Genomic DNA, 15,794 nt, shown 5'->3' with positions numbered 1-15,794 from the left:
GCCAGACACTGCCGAAGCGTTGCTGCACTATTCTCGGCGACTTCGACCTCGTCGGCCCGATGAACTGGGCGATGAATGAGATAAAAAAGAGTGAAACAGTGGGCACTGACGAAACGAGGCACTACACGACAGGTGCAGCGCCTCGTTCAAGCGTAGTCGGCAATCGGTGAATCGCCTTGACTCAGGCCATTTCCGCCGGGTCCGGCACCCGCGGAAAACGCGGCGGATGCGCCTGCATATAGGCATGGCAGGCGCGGAGCACGCGAACGTCGTCATGCTTGCCGCCGGCGAGCTGGAAACCGACCGGTAGCCCGCGGTCGGTGAACCCGCAGGGAACGGAAGCCGCCGGCTGCTGGCTGAGGTTGAACGGATAGGAAAACGGCGCCCACTCTTCCCAGTCGCGCATACCGCTGCCCGGCGGCACCTCATGGCCGGCCTCGAATGGCTCGATCGGCACCGTCGGTGTCATTAACAGATGATACTTCTGGTTGAAGCGTTCCAGGCATTCGGTGAAATTGGCTCTCCGGCCCAGCGTCTGGAACAGATCGAGCGCACTCCACTGCTCGGCGGTGCGCGCGTTGGCGACCAGCCCGGGATCGAGCTGCTGGCGCTGTTTTTCACTGCACTTCGACCAGAAATCCAGTGATGCGGTGAACCAGAGCTTCTGGAAGATATCGATCGGTGACTCGAATCCCGGGTGAATTTCCTCGACCTCGGCGCCCAGCTGCTCCAGGTTGCGTGCCGCCTCGCGCACTCGGGCGGCGACCTGCTCGTCGACCTCGGCATAGCCCAGTGTCGGCGAGTAGGCGATACGCAGCCCGCGCAGATCCTGATCGAGATCGGCGCCCCAATCCGCCGGCTGACCCCGCGTGGCATAAGGATCGCGATAATCGTAGCGGCCGATCACGTTGAGCATGCGCACGGCGTCTTCGACGCTGCGCGTCAGCGGGCCGATATGGGATAGCGACGGCTCGGTGGCCGGTGGCCATTGCGGGGTCCAGCCGTAAGTCGGCTTGAACCCGAAGACGCCGGTAAAGGCCGCCGGAATGCGGATCGAGCCACCGGAATCGCCACCCTGGTGCAGCACGCCCATGTTGAGCGCGGCAGCGGCAGCCGCGCCGCCGGAAGATCCTCCCGGTGTCAGCCGCGTATCCCAAGGGTTGTAGGTGGCGCCGAATACCCGGTTGTCGGTCACTGCCTTCCAGCCGAACTCCGGGGTATTGGTCTTGCCGAGAATCACCGCGCCCGCTTCCCGCAGCATCCGGGCTGGCGGGCAGTCCTCTTCACACACGGCGTCCGACGAAGTCAGCGAACCGCCACGCGCCGGCATGCCGGCCACTTCGGCCAGATCCTTCATCGACACCGGGATACCGTCGATGGCGCTCAGCGGCTTGCCCTGCCCCCAGCGCCGCGCCGACGCCTTGGCAGCCTTCTCCGCCCCCTCGCGATCCACGTAAACATACGCATTCACGGCGCCGTTGAAGCGATCGATACGGTCGAGCGAGGCCCGTGTTGCCTCCAGCGGCGATGCTTCGCCGGATCGATACATTCGCTCGAGGCTTACGGCGTCCATATTGCCAAGATCAGTACCTGAATCGGGTTTGCTCACAATCCCTCCACGTCCTGTGGGTGTGGTGCGGTCATACGAATTTCGTCGCGACCAAGCCTAGTCGGCAATCCAGCGGCGGCGCAATGTCGATATCGGACGAGATCGGGTTCGCTGGCCCGCGTCAGAAGTCGTGTTCGGCGGCGCTCGGTGCCGACGAATTGGCATTCATGCGCTGCAGATGCAGCCGTCGCGCCAGGCGGATGACCGGTCGAATCAGCATCTCGACACTACCGATCACGAACAGCCAGGTTCCCGCGTACGCCAGGGAGTCGTAGAAGAAAAAGATGCTGCCGATGACGAACCAGACGCCGACAAGGATATCGTTGGCGATGCTCACGATTTCGTAGCGTTGTCGAATGACCAGCTCGTCGTGGCCAAAATGCAGCGTCAGCGACTCGTTGCCGTCAGAGGTTTGAGTACGTTGGCGGGAACTATGGCTCATGATCACGAGACTCCGTTCGAACTGAAAGACATGTCGCCCCAGTCTGGTTCAGCACGTTGGAAGGCGCAAAAGGAGATCCGACTCGGACTCGCCGAGCCATATTCACTGGCTCCGTGACAAATTGTCTTCCATGATGGAATCGAACGAGACGACCTGCTTTTGGCAATCCACGTAACGAGGTGAGAGTCCGTGCCCAATTCGACGCCAGCGCAACATGAGCGCACGCCCGCCGCCGACAACACCACGATGTTCATCTTCGGCGCCGGCGGTGACCTGGTGAAGCGGCTGCTGATCCCGTCACTCTACAATCTGGATCGGGACCAGTTGATCGACCCTGAAATGCAAATCGTCGGCATCGATCTCGCCGAGTATGATGACGACGCATTTCGCGCTCATCTCAAGCAGTTCATCGCCGAAAAGGCGGCAGACAGTCATTCGGAAGGACGCATCAAATCGCTGGATGAATCGCGCTGGGCCGAGTTCGAGCAGCGGATCCATTATCTAAAGGGCGACTTTACCGATGAAGCCGTTTATCGCCAGATCGAGGATGCCATTGCCGCCTCCGGCAACGACAATGCGATCTTCTATTGTGCAACGTCGTCGCGGTTTTTCAGCAACATCGCCAAGCAACTCGGCCAGGCCGGACTACTGACCGAACAAGGCGAAAATTATCGACGGTTGATCGTCGAAAAACCGTTCGGACACGATCTCGAATCGGCACGGGCATTGAATGCCGATCTGCTCGAGGTGATGCGAGAAGATCAGATCTACCGAATCGATCATTTCCTGGGCAAGGAGACAGTCCAGAATATCCTCGTCGCCCGCTTTGCCAATGTGCTGTTCGAGCCGTTCTGGAATAACCATTACATCGATCATATCCAGATCACCGCGGCGGAAACGGTTGGCGTCGAGGAACGTGCGGCTTTCTACGACAAAGCCGGCGCCATGCGCGACATGGTGCCCAATCACCTGTTCCAGCTGCTCGCCATGGTCGCCATCGAACCGCCGGCCGCCTTCGGGGCCGATGCTCTGCGCAGCGAGAAGTCCAAGGTGCTGGGTGCCATTCGCCCCTGGACGCCCGAGGAGGCCGCCCACAACTCCGCTCGCGGGCGTTACGAAGCCGGGCAACTCGACGATCAGCCGGTACCGGGCTACCTCGACGAAGATGGCGTCGATGCGGACAGTCAGACCGAAACCTTCGTCGCGATGAAGGTGATGGTGGATAACTGGCGCTGGGTCGGCGTGCCGTTTTATCTGCGTACCGGCAAACGCATGAGCGCGCGGGATACCGAGATCGCGATCTGTTTCAAACCGGCCCCCTACGCCCAGTTCCGCAATACCGACGTGGAGCGGATGGCCTCCAACTGGCTGATCATCCAGATCCAGCCCAACGAGGGAATGTGGTTCGACTTCCAGGCCAAAAGGCCCGGCCCCGAACTCGAGATGGATACCGTCAAGATGGGCTTCGCCTACAAGGACTTCTTCGACCTGCCTGCCGCTACCGGCTACGAAACACTGATCTACGACTGCCTGACCGGCGATCAGATGCTGTTCCAGCGTGCCGATACCATCGAAAACGGCTGGCGCGCGGTAGAGCCTTTCCAGCAAGCCTGGTCCGGCGAGTCCACGACCGGAGAGAACGATATCGAAGGCTACGCCGCCGGGTCCGACGGTCCCGATGGCGCCCACGAGCTAATCCAGCGCGACGGCCGGCTATGGCACCAAGTTGGCTCTCCGACTGGCCCCGGCGTCGCGCCGGTGCCGAGTGGCCGGTGAAACACCGGGAGAACTCGACGGTGGCAGTAACCGATGATCCGGGCTGACATGGATGCTTTCGATGGTACGGAACGGGAAGGTTTGCATGCCTAGCGCCAGCAAGACCTGGATCGCCGTCGCCGCGATGTTTGCCTTGAACGGAGGCCTGTTCGGCACCTGGGCGTCACGCATTCCCACCGTGGTCGAGCGTCATGCTCTCGATGGCGGCCAATTGGGGCTACTTCTGTTGACCCTGGCCGCTGGCGCCATCGCCTCGTTTCCGCTCGCCGGACGGGCCTCGGATACCTTCGGCGCGGCGCGCGCGACGCTCATCATCGCACTGGCTTACACGATCGCGCTGATCCTGATCGCGTGCGCGCCCAACGTCTGGCTGATCGGCGCGGCGCTGTGTCTGTTCGGTGCCGGCCACGGAGGCATGGACGTCACCATGAACAGCTGGGCCGGCGAGGCCGAAAGGCATATCGCCAAACCGGTCATGTCCACGTTTCACGCCATGTGGAGCCTGGGTGCCGGCGCCGGTGCGATGGGCGGGTACCTGGCGACATCGTTCGAGCTCGGTCTGCTGGCGCACTTCGCGCTGGTCGGCATCGTGTTCTGGGTGCTGACGACCTGGCTCGCCGCGATTGGCTGGCCATCGGACACTCGCAAGCCAGTCAAGGGGGCCAAGCGCTTTCCGCTGCCTCACGGTGCGCTTTTCTGGATCGGTCTCGTCGCAATGTGCGCCGCGCTCGGCGAGGGCGCCATCGCCGACTGGAGCGCGCTGTTTCTGGTCAGCGTCACTTCGGCGACCCAGGCTCAGGGGGCGCTGGGTTACGCGGTGTTTTCAGCGGCCATGGTTGTCATGCGCCTGTTGGGGACGAGCGTGATCATGCGGCTGGGGGAAGTCAATGTCGCCCGGCTCGCCGGCTGTTCGGCGGTCGCGGGCGTTCTGCTGGCCGTCATCCCCGCCAGCTTCGTGGCGACACTGGCGGGCTTCGTGCTGCTCGGGCTGGGCTACGCGCTGATCATGCCGCTGGCTTTCTCGCGCGCAGCCAACGACCCGGACACCCCGCCTGGCGTAGCAATTGCCAGCGTTGCCACGCTCGGCTATGGCGGCATTCTGATCGGCCCGCCGCTGATCGGCTTCACCGCGCACTTCATCACGCTGCACTACGCCTTCGCTTTGCTCGGCGTTCTGGCACTGGTGATCGTCGCCAAGGCCTCGGCGCTGGGGCGCCCCGAATCACACGTCGCCCCGGCCGCCGAGAGATCTCGCCAGTAGCTTCTCGACCAGTGGCTGGCCATTGATCTCGAAGTCCTGATCCAGACACTGATCGTGAAAGCCGTAGGCTTCGTAGAATCGAATAGCCGGCAGATTGTTGGAGAGAACCCAAAGACCGACGTCACGAAAGCACTGTGCTTCAAGAACGCAGAAAGCTTCGCGCAGCAAACGTGAGCCTAGCCCACAGCGCTGGAACGAAGGTGCGATATAGAGCCCGTGAATTTCGGCCCAATCTTGAGTCGCCAATCTTACGTCGGGGCGAGTCGCAGGTGGATGTCGAAACGCCCCGAGGCAAGTCCAACCCACCACAGCTCTTTGCTGCACCGCCACCAGCACTTCCGCCCCCAGTTCTAGCTCCCGCCGCCAGGTTTCCAGTCGGCTGTCGAAATCTCTTCTGGCCAGCGTGTCGTCGTCGATTAGGTCACGGTAATTGTAGCGCCAGGCATCGACATGAATTCCCGCGATCGCTTCTGCATCGTCCAGCGTTGCCAGGCGGACGGTCAAAGGGTCCACGGCATTCACTCCATCAGCCGCGCCAACGCAAGACCGGCAATCGCGGTGTCCTGCACGCCGGTACCGGTGAGATCGCAGACGGTGATCTGGGAAGCCGCGCTACGCAGGCTTTTGCCGCTGGCGATCACGCGGCCCAGCTCGTTGACGGTGAACGGCGGTTGGTGGCCGGCGTAGGCCTTGAGCTCACCGTTGTTCTCGCTCTGGGCGCGGGTATCGGCGACGTAGTGATCGGCTCGCTCCATCACCGAGGTATCCAGCTCGCGCTTGTCCGGGCTATCCGAGCCCATGGCGGTGACATGAACGCCTTCACGTAGATGCTCACCACTCAGCAGCGGCTCCCGCGACGGCGTGGTGGTAACGATGATGTCCGCCTCGCGGCAGGCCTCGCCGATATCGGTATGTACCGCCACGGTCAGCCCGTATTTTTCCTGCATCCGCGCCGCGTAGGCCTCGGCCTTGGCGACATCCCGCGCCCAGACATCGAGGGTGTCGATGTCGCGCACCAGCATGAGCGCGGCGACCTGCAGCTCCGCCTGCAGCCCGGCGCCGAGTACGGTGACGCGTTGACTGTCGGCACGTGAAAGATGCTTGGCGGCAATGGCGCCGGCCAGTGCGGTGCGAATATCGGTGAGGTAGCCTTCATCGAACAGCACCGCCTCGACCAGCCCGGTCTTGGCCGAGAACACGATCATCAGGCCGTTGAGACTCGGCAGTCCCAGTTTCGGGTTGTCGAAGAAGCCAGGGCTGACCTTGATCGCGAAGCGAGAATTGCCCTTGATATGCGCGGTCTTGACGTCGACCTCACCGTTGGCCTCCTCGATCGCCATCGACAGGATCGGCGGCTGCACCACGTTGCCCTCGCCCAGCGCGCGAAAGCCCGCCTCGACGGCTTCGAGAGCGGCGTGATCGAGACTGACGACGTCCTGAATCTGCTGGCGGTTATAGAGTTCCATCGGGATGACTCCTGAGTCCATTCGGTTGAATTCGTAACATCATTCGAGCGCTCAGCGCTCTGGATAGTCGATCAGGGTTTTCGCCCGCATCAGGGTTTCGGCGTCGACGCCATTGCCCGAGACGATCAGCGCCACCTTCTCGCCCCGAACGTCGATGCCGTGCTCCTCGATGGCGGCGAGCCCGACCGCGGCGGCGCCCTCCACCAGCATCTTTTCATGCTCGAAGAAGTGCAGCATGGCGCGGGCAATGGCCGCTTCCGAGACCTGGTGGTGGTCGTCCATCACCTCGCGAACCAGCTCGAACGTGCAGCGGTTGTCGAGCCCGATCCCGCCACCCAGCGAGTCCGCCAGCGACGCTTCTTCCTCCACCTCGACCGGCTTGCCAGCGGCAAGGCTCTCGATCATTGCTGCGCCCTTCTGCATGCTGACGCCGGTCACGTGAACCTTCGGGTTGATGCCTTTTACCGCGCGCCCGATGCCGCCAAGCAGCCCGCCACCAGAAAGCCCGATCAGCACCCGGTCGAGCTCAGGGATATCTTCCATCAGTTCGAGCCCGATGGTGCCCTGGCCTGCCGCGATCAATGGATCGTCGAAGGGCTCGATCAGCGCCATCCCCTCCTCGGTGACCAGACGCCGCGCCTCGACGAAGGCATCGTCCTGGGAGCGTCCGATGATCCGGGCTTCGGCACCCAGCGCCTCGATGGCCGCGACCTTGTTGGCCGGTACCAGTTCGGAGACGCAGATGATGGCGCGGGCGCCGAGCCGCTTCGACGCCCAGGCCACCGCGCGGCCATGATTGCCGGTGGAGGCCGTGGTCACGCCGCGCTCCAGCTGTTCCGGCGACAGCGACGCGATCTTGTTGAGCGCGCCTCTCAGCTTGAAGGCACCGCTCGGCTGCAGGGTTTCCAGCTTGAGATAGATCTCGGCATCGAAGCGCGTCGAGAGGCTCTGGGAAAGTATCAGCGGCGTCCGCGCCGCCTGGCCGGCGATGCGGCTTCGCGCCAGATAGATGTCGTGAAGCTTCACGGGGTCTGACATCGTTGAGCGATTCCCGATTGAGAAAATGGAAACGGCAGGGTGGACGTTTCCACCCTGCCGCAGTCTCGTGGTGCCATCAACACTCAGGCGTTCAGCTTGCCTTCGCGCGTCAGCTCATCGGTGATCTTGTCGACGGCTCGCTTGGCGCGGGCGATCACTTCATCCACCTGGCCACGATCGATCACCAGCGGCGGCGCGAAGCCGAGAATATCGCCATTGGGCATGGCACGGGCGATCAGGTTCTCTTCCATCGCCGCGGCCGCGACCCGGGCACCGACCTTGAGCGACGGATCGAAGGGTGCGTACGCGCCCTTGGTCGGCGCAAATTCCAGTGCCGCCATCAGCCCCTCGCCGCGTACGTCACCGACCAGCGGGTGCTCGCCGAAGGTTTTCTTGAGCTGGGCATTGAAGTAGGCACCAGTCTCGGCGGCGTTACCCACCAGGTTTTCGCGCTCGATGATATCGAGATTGGCCATGGCGGCGGCGGCGCCCAACGGGTGGCCGGAGTAGGTCCAGCCGTGGCCGATCGGGCCGTATTCGCCGGTGCCATCTTCCAGCGCCTTCCACACCCGTTCGCCGACGATCACGCCGGAAAGCGGCTGATAGGCGCTGGTCAGCCCTTTGGCGATGGTCACCAGATCCGGCTTGATGCCGTAATGCTGGAAGCCGAAATCGCTGCCCAGACGGCCGAAGCCGCTGACGACTTCGTCGGCGATCAGCAGGATATCGTGGCGCTTCAGCACGGCCTGGATCGCATCCCAGTAGCCTGCCGGGGGCGGGATGATGCCGCCCGTGCCCAGCACCGGCTCGCCGATGAAGGCGCCGATGGTTTCCGGACCTTCGCGCTGGATCATCGCTTCGAGCTGTTCGGCGCAGTAGGCGGAGAATTCGCGTTCGCTCATCTCGCCGCGTGGACGTCCGTTACTGTCTACACCGCCCCGGGGCCGGCGGTAATAATATGGTGCCTCGGTATGCAGCACGCCCTCGATGGGCAGGTCGAAATGCTGATGGAACGCGGGCAACCCGGTGAGCGAGCCGGCGGCGATGCTGGAGCCGTGGTAACCGCGCTGACGCGAGATGATCTTTTTCTTCTGCGGCCGGCCGGTGACGTTGTGGTAATAGCGCACCAGCTTGATTTGAGTCTCGTTGGCGTCGCTGCCGGAAAGCCCGTAGTAGACCTTGTTCAAGCCGTTGCCGGCGAGCTTGGCAATGCGCTCGGAAAGCGCGATCAATGGCTCGTTGGAGTGGCCGACATAGGTGTGGTAGTACGCAAGCTCCTTGGCCTGGGCGTAGATCGCCTCGGCGATTTCGGTGCGGCCATAACCGATGTTGACGCAGTAGAGCCCAGCAAAGGCGTCGATCATCTCGCGGCCGTCGCGATCGACGATGGAGATCCCCTTGCCACCGGTAATCACGCGTCCCGGCGCATCGCCCCGGGCGTAATCGCGCAGATGGGTGGACGCATGAAAAACGTGACGGCGATCGTTGTCGATCAGGGTACGAGTATCGGTCATACGATTTCCTTACCGGAAGAGGATTGCTGCCGTGCTCGCACTATCGAGCGTTGTCGGAAACGGCAGCAATCCGGGCGGGCGCAGCGATCGGAACGATCCTTGTGTCATACCCGCGTTGAAATTCCTGAAACTTATGAATTGCTCGCCGACGGCATATTGCCCAGACAGTAGTACTTGGTATCGAGATACTCATCGAGCCCCGCAGCGCCACCTTCACGACCCAGCCCCGACTGCTTGACCCCACCGAACGGGATCGGCGCGCCGGTCATCTTGACGCTGTTGACGCTGACCATGCCGTACTCGAGTCCGCGCATCAGCTTCCAGATCCGGCGCACGTCGTAGGTGTAGAGATAGGCAGCCAGACCGTATTCGGTGTCGTTGGCCAGCCGGAGAACCTCTTCGTCATCGTCGAACGCGCAGACACCGGCGACCGGCGAGAAGGTCTCCTCGCGGAACACGCGCATCTCCGGGGTGATGTCAGCCAGCAATGTAGGCATGAAGAAGTTCTCGCCGGGCGCCGGGCGCTCTCCACCCAGCTGGCGCGCGCCCTTCTGGATGCCGTCCTCGACGATACCCCGAGCGGAATCGACCGCACGCTTGTGAATCAGCGGGCCGATATCGCTTCCCTCCAGGCCGTTGCCGACCTTCAGCGCCTGCATGTGCACCACGAAGCGTTCGACGAAGGCATCGTAGATCTTGCGGTGAACGAAGATGCGGTTGGCGGCGAGACAATCCTGCCCGGCGGTCTGGAACTTGGCGGCGACCGCTTCTTTCGCCGCGGCATCCGGGTCCATGTCGTCGCAGACGATGAACGGCGCGTTACCGCCCAGCTCCAACGACATGCGCTTGACGCTGGACGAGCTCTGACGCATCAACAGCTTGCCGACACGGGTCGAGCCGGTAAACGAGATGTTGCGGATGCGGTTGTCGTTGCATAGCACTTCGGAGACGGTCGCCGGATCGCCGGTGACGACGTTGAACACGCCCGCCGGGATCCCGGCCCGCTCGGCCAGTTCGGCCAGTGCCAGCGCGGAATATGGCGTCTCGTTGGCCGGCTTGACGATCACCGTGCAACCGGCCGCCAGCGCCGCCCCCGCCTTGCGCGTGATCATCGCCAGCGGGAAGTTCCACGGCGTGAACATCGCCGAGACGCCGACCGGTTCCTTGATCGTGCCCAGCGCCGCGTTGGGAATATGGCTGGGAATGGTCACGCCGTAGGCGCGCTTGGCCTCTTCGGCGAACCACTGAATGAAGCTGGCGCCGTAATCGACCTCGCCCCGGGAATCGTCGAGCGGCTTGCCCTGCTCGTAGGTCATCAGCAGCGCCAGGTCTTCCTTGTGCTCGTGCAGCAGGCGATACCAGGCGTGCAGCTTCTCGGCGCGCTCATGGACGTTGATCGCTCGCCATGCGGCGAAAGCATTCTCTGCCGCGGTCACCGTGTCAGTAATCTGGGCCGCTTCCAGCAGCGCGCAATGACCCAGAGTCTCTCCTGTGGCGGGATCGACGACCGCTTCTTCGCGACCCTCGCTACCGTGGGTCCATTTGCCATCGATATAGGCGTACTGGCGGAAGAGTCTGGGATCGTTGAGTTTCATATCGCCTCCTGCAGGGGTGTCGGCGCGGTGGGGCAGAACGGGTTGCCTATCCTGCGAATGCGACCATGGTATCGATTCGGCAGCAGGAAACTTTTCGTCTCGACCGCTTTGCGGCACGCTTTCTTCCGAAAGCCCGGTCAGGAGTTGCGGTTTTTTTGGCGGGATAAGCTTCACTGCTCGAGTCATCGCTTTGCTTGACCGTCAATTAGCCACCGGTGAGCTTGGTTGAGCGACTGATAGAAAGCCAAGCCATTCAAAAAGCGTTACTTCATCGTCATCGCCGGTGACTTGATCCAACAGACGTTCACCACTCAATGCTGAATTGCTCGCCATCAAGGAAAATTTTATGACACCGCGTTTCAAGCAGATAGATCACATACACGTTCATGTTCTCGACAGAGCGACCGCCGAAAAGTGGTACGCCGACACGCTCGGCTTAAAGCGAGTTACCGAATTCGAGCAGTGGGCCACTGCGGATGGCCCATTGATGATTGCAGACGATGAGCGAGCTGTTTGTCTCTCGCTTTTCGAGCGCCCGGCCAGCGACAGGCACGCCACGATCGCATTCGACGTCGATGCTGCGGAATTTATTGCTTGGAAAGAGCATCTCGAAAAATGCTTGAAACAGCCGCCAACACTCGAAGACCACGAATTATCGTGGTCTCTCTACTTCAAGGACCCGGATGACAACCCTTTCGAGATCACTTCATATGACTGCGAAAAGCTCAAACACCATCTAACGAGCTAGTCCGATATTGAAGGCAGTACCGGCGGCCCTTCGCGCTTGACCGTCTTGGTGACGATGTAGGTGAAGTAGCGCTCGATACCCAGATCGGATACGAGCCAGGCATCGATCAGGCGCTGATAGGCGTCGATGCTGTCGGCAGCGATCTTGACCAGGTAGTCGACGCCGCCGCCGACCGCGACGCACTCGGCGACGGCGTCGGTCTCCCGGACCATGCGCTCGAAACGGGCAAAGCTTTCGGCATTGTGCTGCTTGAGCTCGATCTGCACCCACACCGGCGTGCGCTTGACGATGGCGTCGGGATTGATGCGGGCGCTATAGCCTTCGATGACCCCGGCTTTCTCCAGCCGCTTGACCCGCTCCCAGCACGGGCTGACGGAGAGACTGATTGCCTCCGCCAGCCGCGACTTGGTAATGCGGCCGTCGTGACTGAGAATCTCGAGGATCTTGAGGTCGTAGCGATCGAGCTTCATCGGTTCTGATCACGCTCGAGCGACTCGACCACTTCCGCGACCACGGCGATGGTATCGCCCATTCCGACCTTGGCCGGGAACCGCCGCGCGATCAGCACGCCGTCGCGCTGGGCGCGGTATTCGACCGGTTCGGCCCCGGTGCGACTCATGTCGTAGACCCGCGCCAGCACGTCGCCCTGCTGAACCATTTCTCCCAGGGACACCGTCAGTTCCAGCAGGCCGGAATGCTCGCTCTGCACGTAACAACTGGCATCCGGCATATCGACGTAGATCATGGGTTCGGTCGGCTTCTCGATCTCGCCAGCCATCAACCCATAGTGAATCAAGAAATTGCGCACGCCGCGCTCGGTCAGCGCCAGACTCTGCGGCGTCGAGGTGCCGCCGCCGCCGAGTTCGGTGGTGACGAAGGTCTTGCCCTGGGATTCCACCGCGGTGTCGTAAAGCTTGGTGGCATCGAGTTCGAACATCATCATCGCGTAGGGCGCGCCGAAGGCGACGGCGCCGGCGAGACTCGCGCGCTCCTGGGCGAGATCGTCGAGCCGATGCGCTGCGGCGAACGGCACGATGTCCAGCGTGCGACCGCCGGAGTGCAGATCCAGCGCCACGTCGCACATCGGTACCAGCACCCGAGTGAAATAGTCGGCGATCTGACTCGTCACGCTGCCATTGGGGTCGCCGGGAAAGCTGCGATTAAGGTTGCCGCCATCCAGCGGCGACGTTCGCTTGCCCGCTTCTGCCGCCGGCGTGTTCATCATCGGCACGATGATTACGCGACCGCGCACGTCTTCTGCCTTGAGCGTACTGGCGAGCTTGAGCAGCGAGGTGATGCCTTCGTACTCGTCGCCATGGTTACCGCCGGTCAGCAGCGCCGTGGGGCCTTCGCCGTTGGCGACCACGGTGATCGGGATCATCACCGCGCCCCAGGCGGAGGTGTCGATGGAGATCGGCAGCTTGAGAAAACCGTGCTGAACGCCCTGGGCATCGAAGTCGACGGTGGCGCTGATCGGGCTGGGACGCAGGGTTACGGACATGCGAACTCTCCTCAATGAAACGGATGACGCGCCGCAGCGGATCGCTAACAGGCGCGTCATTGAAAGGTAGCAAAATAGCCGGGCGGGGCGGATCCCGGGCGGGCATCAGGCCCGCTATCCGGCCTCGTTCCACCAACGACCGGCGACTCTTGTTTAATGCACATATTTGACGAACAGCTGCCGCGGCTTATCTAACCAACAGCTGATCCGGTTTATTTGACCAACAGCTGATCCGGCTTACTTGACGAACAGCTGGCGCGGAAAATTGCACAGCGGCTCGGCGCCATTCTCGGTGATCAGGATGCTTTCGGTGATCTCGAGGCCCCAGTCGTCCATCCACATGCCGGGCATGAAGTGAAAAGTCATGCCGGGCTCGAGGATCGTCTCGTCGGAAGGACGCAGGCTCATGGTGCGCTCACCCCAGTCCGGCGGATAGCTGATCCCGATCGGATAGCCGCAGCGCGCGCCGCCGCGATCGAAGCCGTACTTGTCCATCGCCGCGCCCAGCGCCAGCGCGATATCGGCACAGCGATTGCCGGGCTTGGCCACCGCCAGCCCGTTGTCGATCCCTTCAAGCAGGGCCGATTCGCCGCGGATGAAATCCTGCGGCGGCTTGCCCAGAAAGACGGTGCGCGATAGCGGCGCGTGATAGCGCTTGTAGCAGCCGGCGATCTCGAAAAACGTGCCTTCGCCCTGGCGAAACGGGGTGTCGTCCCAGGTCAGGTGCGGGGCGGCGGCGTCGCTGCCGGTCGGCAGCAGCGGCACAATCGCCGGATAGTCGCCGCCATGGACCGTGCCATGCTCATCGGTCCAGCCTTCGGTGCCCACGCGGTAGATCTCGGACACCAGCTTGCTCTTGGCCAGGCCCGGTTCGATCATCTCGATGATCCGCGTGTGCATGCACTCGACGATTCTCGCCGCCGTGCGCATGTAGGCGATCTCCTGCGGCGACTTGATCGCCCGGCACCAGTTGACCAGCGCCGTGGCATCGATCAGCTGCGCGTGTGGCAACTCCTTGAGCAGGCTGACGTAAGCCTTGCCCGAGAAGTAGTAGTTGTCCATCTCCAGCCCGACATTGCCGGTATGCCAGCCATACTCCGGAAGCACCGACTGGGCCAGATACTCCATCGGATGCATGTCCGGATTCTGAACATAGTAGTCGGGGTAGTAGCGCACGCGCTCGGCGTCCATCCAGCAGGTACGCCAGGCACCGTTGGCGTCCTGGCGCCGCCCGTACCAGACCGGCTCGCCTTCCAGGCCCACCAGCACGCACTGATGCACATAGAACGACCAACCGTCATAACCCGTCAGCCAACCCATGTTGGAGGGGTCGCTGACGACGAGAACATCGATTCCGCGATTCGCCATGGAAACGCGCACTTTGTGCAAACGGCTGGCGTACTCTTCACGCGAGAAAGGCAAGGAAACCTGAAACATGGCGCCACTCGACTAACGGGACTGAATGATCGAGACATCGGCCATCGAGGGGCTCGGGTCGAATGTCCTGCCGCTTGCCGACCGGGTGAGAAATTGTCATGATTTAAACCGTAATATTCATGACAATTATCGGTCAATGCATCGAGGACGATAGTAGCATCGTCGCTCAGCGTGCCGTCAAAGGCTTTATTGCATCATGACAATCGACCTGACTCCCTTCCTTGGCGGCCACGGCCCCAAATACCTTTCCATCGCCCGCGCCCTCGCCGAGGCGGTTCGCCACGGCGTGCTGACTCCGGGCATGCGCCTGCCGACGCATCGGGAGCTGGCAGAGACCCTGGGGGTCAGCGTGCAGACGGTATCTCGAGCCTACGAACAGGCCGAGAAGAGCGGTCTCGTTCAGGCGCGTGTCGGCAGTGGCACCTGGATTCGCGATGCCGAAGGTGACTCCGAAAACGAGTATCTGCGAGCGCCGGCGGCGGTCACCGATGCCGCTCCCATCGATCTGTCGATCGCCCATCCGGTGTGCCCGCCATCGCATCACCGGCGCTTTCGGCAGGCGCTGGCGGAACTCGCGGAAACGGCCCACGCCGACGTCATCGGCGCCTGCCGGCCGATCGCCGGTCTTCAGCACCAGCGCGAACGCGCCAACGCCTGGCTGAAGGAGCGTCTCGGCGTGCCGGGCGAGACCGACGATCGGCTGCTCTGCAACGGCGCCGCCCATGGGCTAATGCTGGCGATCGCCACGGTCGTGCAGCATGGCGATATCGTGCTGACGGAAACGCTGACCGACCACGGCCTGATCGCGCTGGCCCGCACGCTCGGTTTCCAGCTCCATGGCGTGGCGATCGACGAACAGGGCGTCATTCCGGAAGCGCTGGAGGCCGCCATCGTCAAATACCGCCCGCGCGCGGTCTGCCTGACGCCGACCCAGCTCAACCCTACCGGCGCGACCATGGAGAACGCCCGGCGCGATGTCGTGGCCGATATCCTGCTGCGTCACGACGTGTGGCTGATCGAGGACGACGTCCATGCGCTGCTGGAGCCCGAGGGATTGACCCCGTTGACCGCCCGCCTGCCCCAGCAGAGTTTCCACGTCACCAGCCTGACCAAGGCGACCGTCCCCGGGCTGCGCGCCGGCTATCTCAGCGTGCCCCGTGGGCAGATGCATCACACGTTGCCGAGACTGCGCGCCACCAGTTGGATGGCGACGCCGCTGGTCTTCGAAATTGCGGATTACTGGCTGGCCAGCGGCATGGTCGACACCCTGGCGCACGAGCAGCGCCAACTGCTGGCGGAGCGCCAGGCACTGGCCGCCCGCAAGCTGGCGGGCCATGCCATCGAATCGCGCCCCAGCAGCCTGCATATCTGGCTGGCGCTTCCCGAACCGTGGCGGGCGGAAGAGCT

Annotated in this window: 14 protein-coding genes; 4 read left to right on the top strand and 10 right to left on the bottom strand. The window is 62.7% G+C overall.

The genetic code is table 11. The annotated features are described in order from the left end of the window. Positions 1–181: 181 nt before the first annotated feature. Positions 182–1,609, bottom strand: a complete 1,428-nt coding sequence (locus tag BTW08_RS13065) for an amidase (protein ID WP_246837741.1) — start codon at positions 1,607–1,609, stop codon at positions 182–184. Between the two features lie 121 nt (positions 1,610–1,730). Further along, positions 1,731–2,051 (bottom strand): YrhK family protein, encoded by a 321-nt coding sequence (locus BTW08_RS13060; protein WP_075562971.1) that lies wholly within the window; start codon positions 2,049–2,051, stop codon positions 1,731–1,733. 189 nt (positions 2,052–2,240) lie between these two features. Between BTW08_RS13060 and zwf the strand changes: the two genes are divergently transcribed. Both zwf and BTW08_RS13050 read left to right on the top strand, forming a co-directional pair. After that, positions 2,241–3,827 (top strand): glucose-6-phosphate dehydrogenase, encoded by a 1,587-nt coding sequence (gene zwf, locus BTW08_RS13055; protein ID WP_075562970.1) that lies wholly within the window; start codon positions 2,241–2,243, stop codon positions 3,825–3,827. A gap of 85 nt (positions 3,828–3,912) precedes the next feature. Further along, positions 3,913–5,088: an MFS transporter gene (locus BTW08_RS13050; RefSeq protein WP_075562969.1), complete on the top strand. Its 1,176-nt coding sequence runs from the start codon at positions 3,913–3,915 to the stop codon at positions 5,086–5,088. Here BTW08_RS13050 and BTW08_RS13045 read toward each other — a convergent pair. From BTW08_RS13045 to BTW08_RS13025, 5 genes are all read right to left on the bottom strand, one after another. Further along, entirely contained in the window at positions 5,050–5,601 is a 552-nt protein-coding gene (locus BTW08_RS13045) for a GNAT family N-acetyltransferase (protein WP_075562968.1), read from the bottom strand. The two genes, BTW08_RS13050 and BTW08_RS13045, sit on opposite strands and share 39 nt — an antisense overlap. A 5-nt stretch (positions 5,602–5,606) precedes the next feature. Further along, a complete protein-coding gene (locus BTW08_RS13040; protein ID WP_075562967.1) occupies positions 5,607–6,554 on the bottom strand; it encodes a cyclodeaminase in 948 nt (315 codons plus the stop codon). A 51-nt stretch (positions 6,555–6,605) separates the two neighbouring features. Continuing rightward, on the bottom strand, positions 6,606–7,592 hold the full coding sequence (eutB, locus tag BTW08_RS13035) for a hydroxyectoine utilization dehydratase EutB (RefSeq protein ID WP_075562966.1): 987 nt from the start codon (positions 7,590–7,592) through the stop codon (positions 6,606–6,608). Between the two features lie 83 nt (positions 7,593–7,675). Further along, positions 7,676–9,106: an aminotransferase gene (locus BTW08_RS13030; RefSeq protein WP_075562965.1), complete on the bottom strand. Its 1,431-nt coding sequence runs from the start codon at positions 9,104–9,106 to the stop codon at positions 7,676–7,678. 131 nt (positions 9,107–9,237) lie between these two features. After that, positions 9,238–10,701 carry an NAD-dependent succinate-semialdehyde dehydrogenase gene (locus tag BTW08_RS13025; protein WP_075562964.1) on the bottom strand — a complete coding sequence of 488 codons (1,464 nt, stop codon included), beginning with the start codon at positions 10,699–10,701 and terminating at the stop codon, positions 9,238–9,240. A gap of 346 nt (positions 10,702–11,047) precedes the next feature. Here BTW08_RS13025 and BTW08_RS13020 point away from each other — a divergent pair, with 346 nt between their 5' ends. Then, positions 11,048–11,449 (top strand): VOC family protein, encoded by a 402-nt coding sequence (locus BTW08_RS13020; protein ID WP_075562963.1) that lies wholly within the window; start codon positions 11,048–11,050, stop codon positions 11,447–11,449. Here the strand turns inward: BTW08_RS13020 and BTW08_RS13015 are convergent. The 3 genes from BTW08_RS13015 to doeA all read right to left on the bottom strand — a co-directional run bounded on the left by BTW08_RS13015 (position 11,446) and on the right by doeA (position 14,387). Further along, positions 11,446–11,919 carry an Lrp/AsnC family transcriptional regulator gene (locus BTW08_RS13015; protein WP_075562962.1) on the bottom strand — a complete coding sequence of 158 codons (474 nt, stop codon included), beginning with the start codon at positions 11,917–11,919 and terminating at the stop codon, positions 11,446–11,448. The two genes, BTW08_RS13020 and BTW08_RS13015, sit on opposite strands and share 4 nt — an antisense overlap. Further along, on the bottom strand, positions 11,916–12,950 hold the full coding sequence (gene doeB / locus BTW08_RS13010) for a N(2)-acetyl-L-2,4-diaminobutanoate deacetylase DoeB (RefSeq protein WP_075562961.1): 1,035 nt from the start codon (positions 12,948–12,950) through the stop codon (positions 11,916–11,918). The genes BTW08_RS13015 and doeB overlap by 4 nt, the downstream gene beginning before the upstream one ends. A gap of 237 nt (positions 12,951–13,187) precedes the next feature. After that, positions 13,188–14,387, bottom strand: coding sequence for an ectoine hydrolase DoeA (gene doeA / locus BTW08_RS13005; protein ID WP_075562960.1), 1,200 nt, complete (start codon positions 14,385–14,387; stop codon positions 13,188–13,190). A gap of 196 nt (positions 14,388–14,583) precedes the next feature. Between doeA and BTW08_RS13000 the strand changes: the two genes are divergently transcribed. Further along, positions 14,584–15,794, top strand: a 1,211-nt coding sequence (locus BTW08_RS13000; protein WP_075562959.1) for a PLP-dependent aminotransferase family protein, incomplete at its 3' end; no start/stop codon positions are given.

This window comes from Salinicola sp. MH3R3-1, from assembly GCF_001937155.1.
GTDB lineage: Bacteria > Pseudomonadota > Gammaproteobacteria > Pseudomonadales > Halomonadaceae > Salinicola > Salinicola halophyticus.
This window is presented reverse-complemented; position numbering and strand designations above follow the sequence as displayed.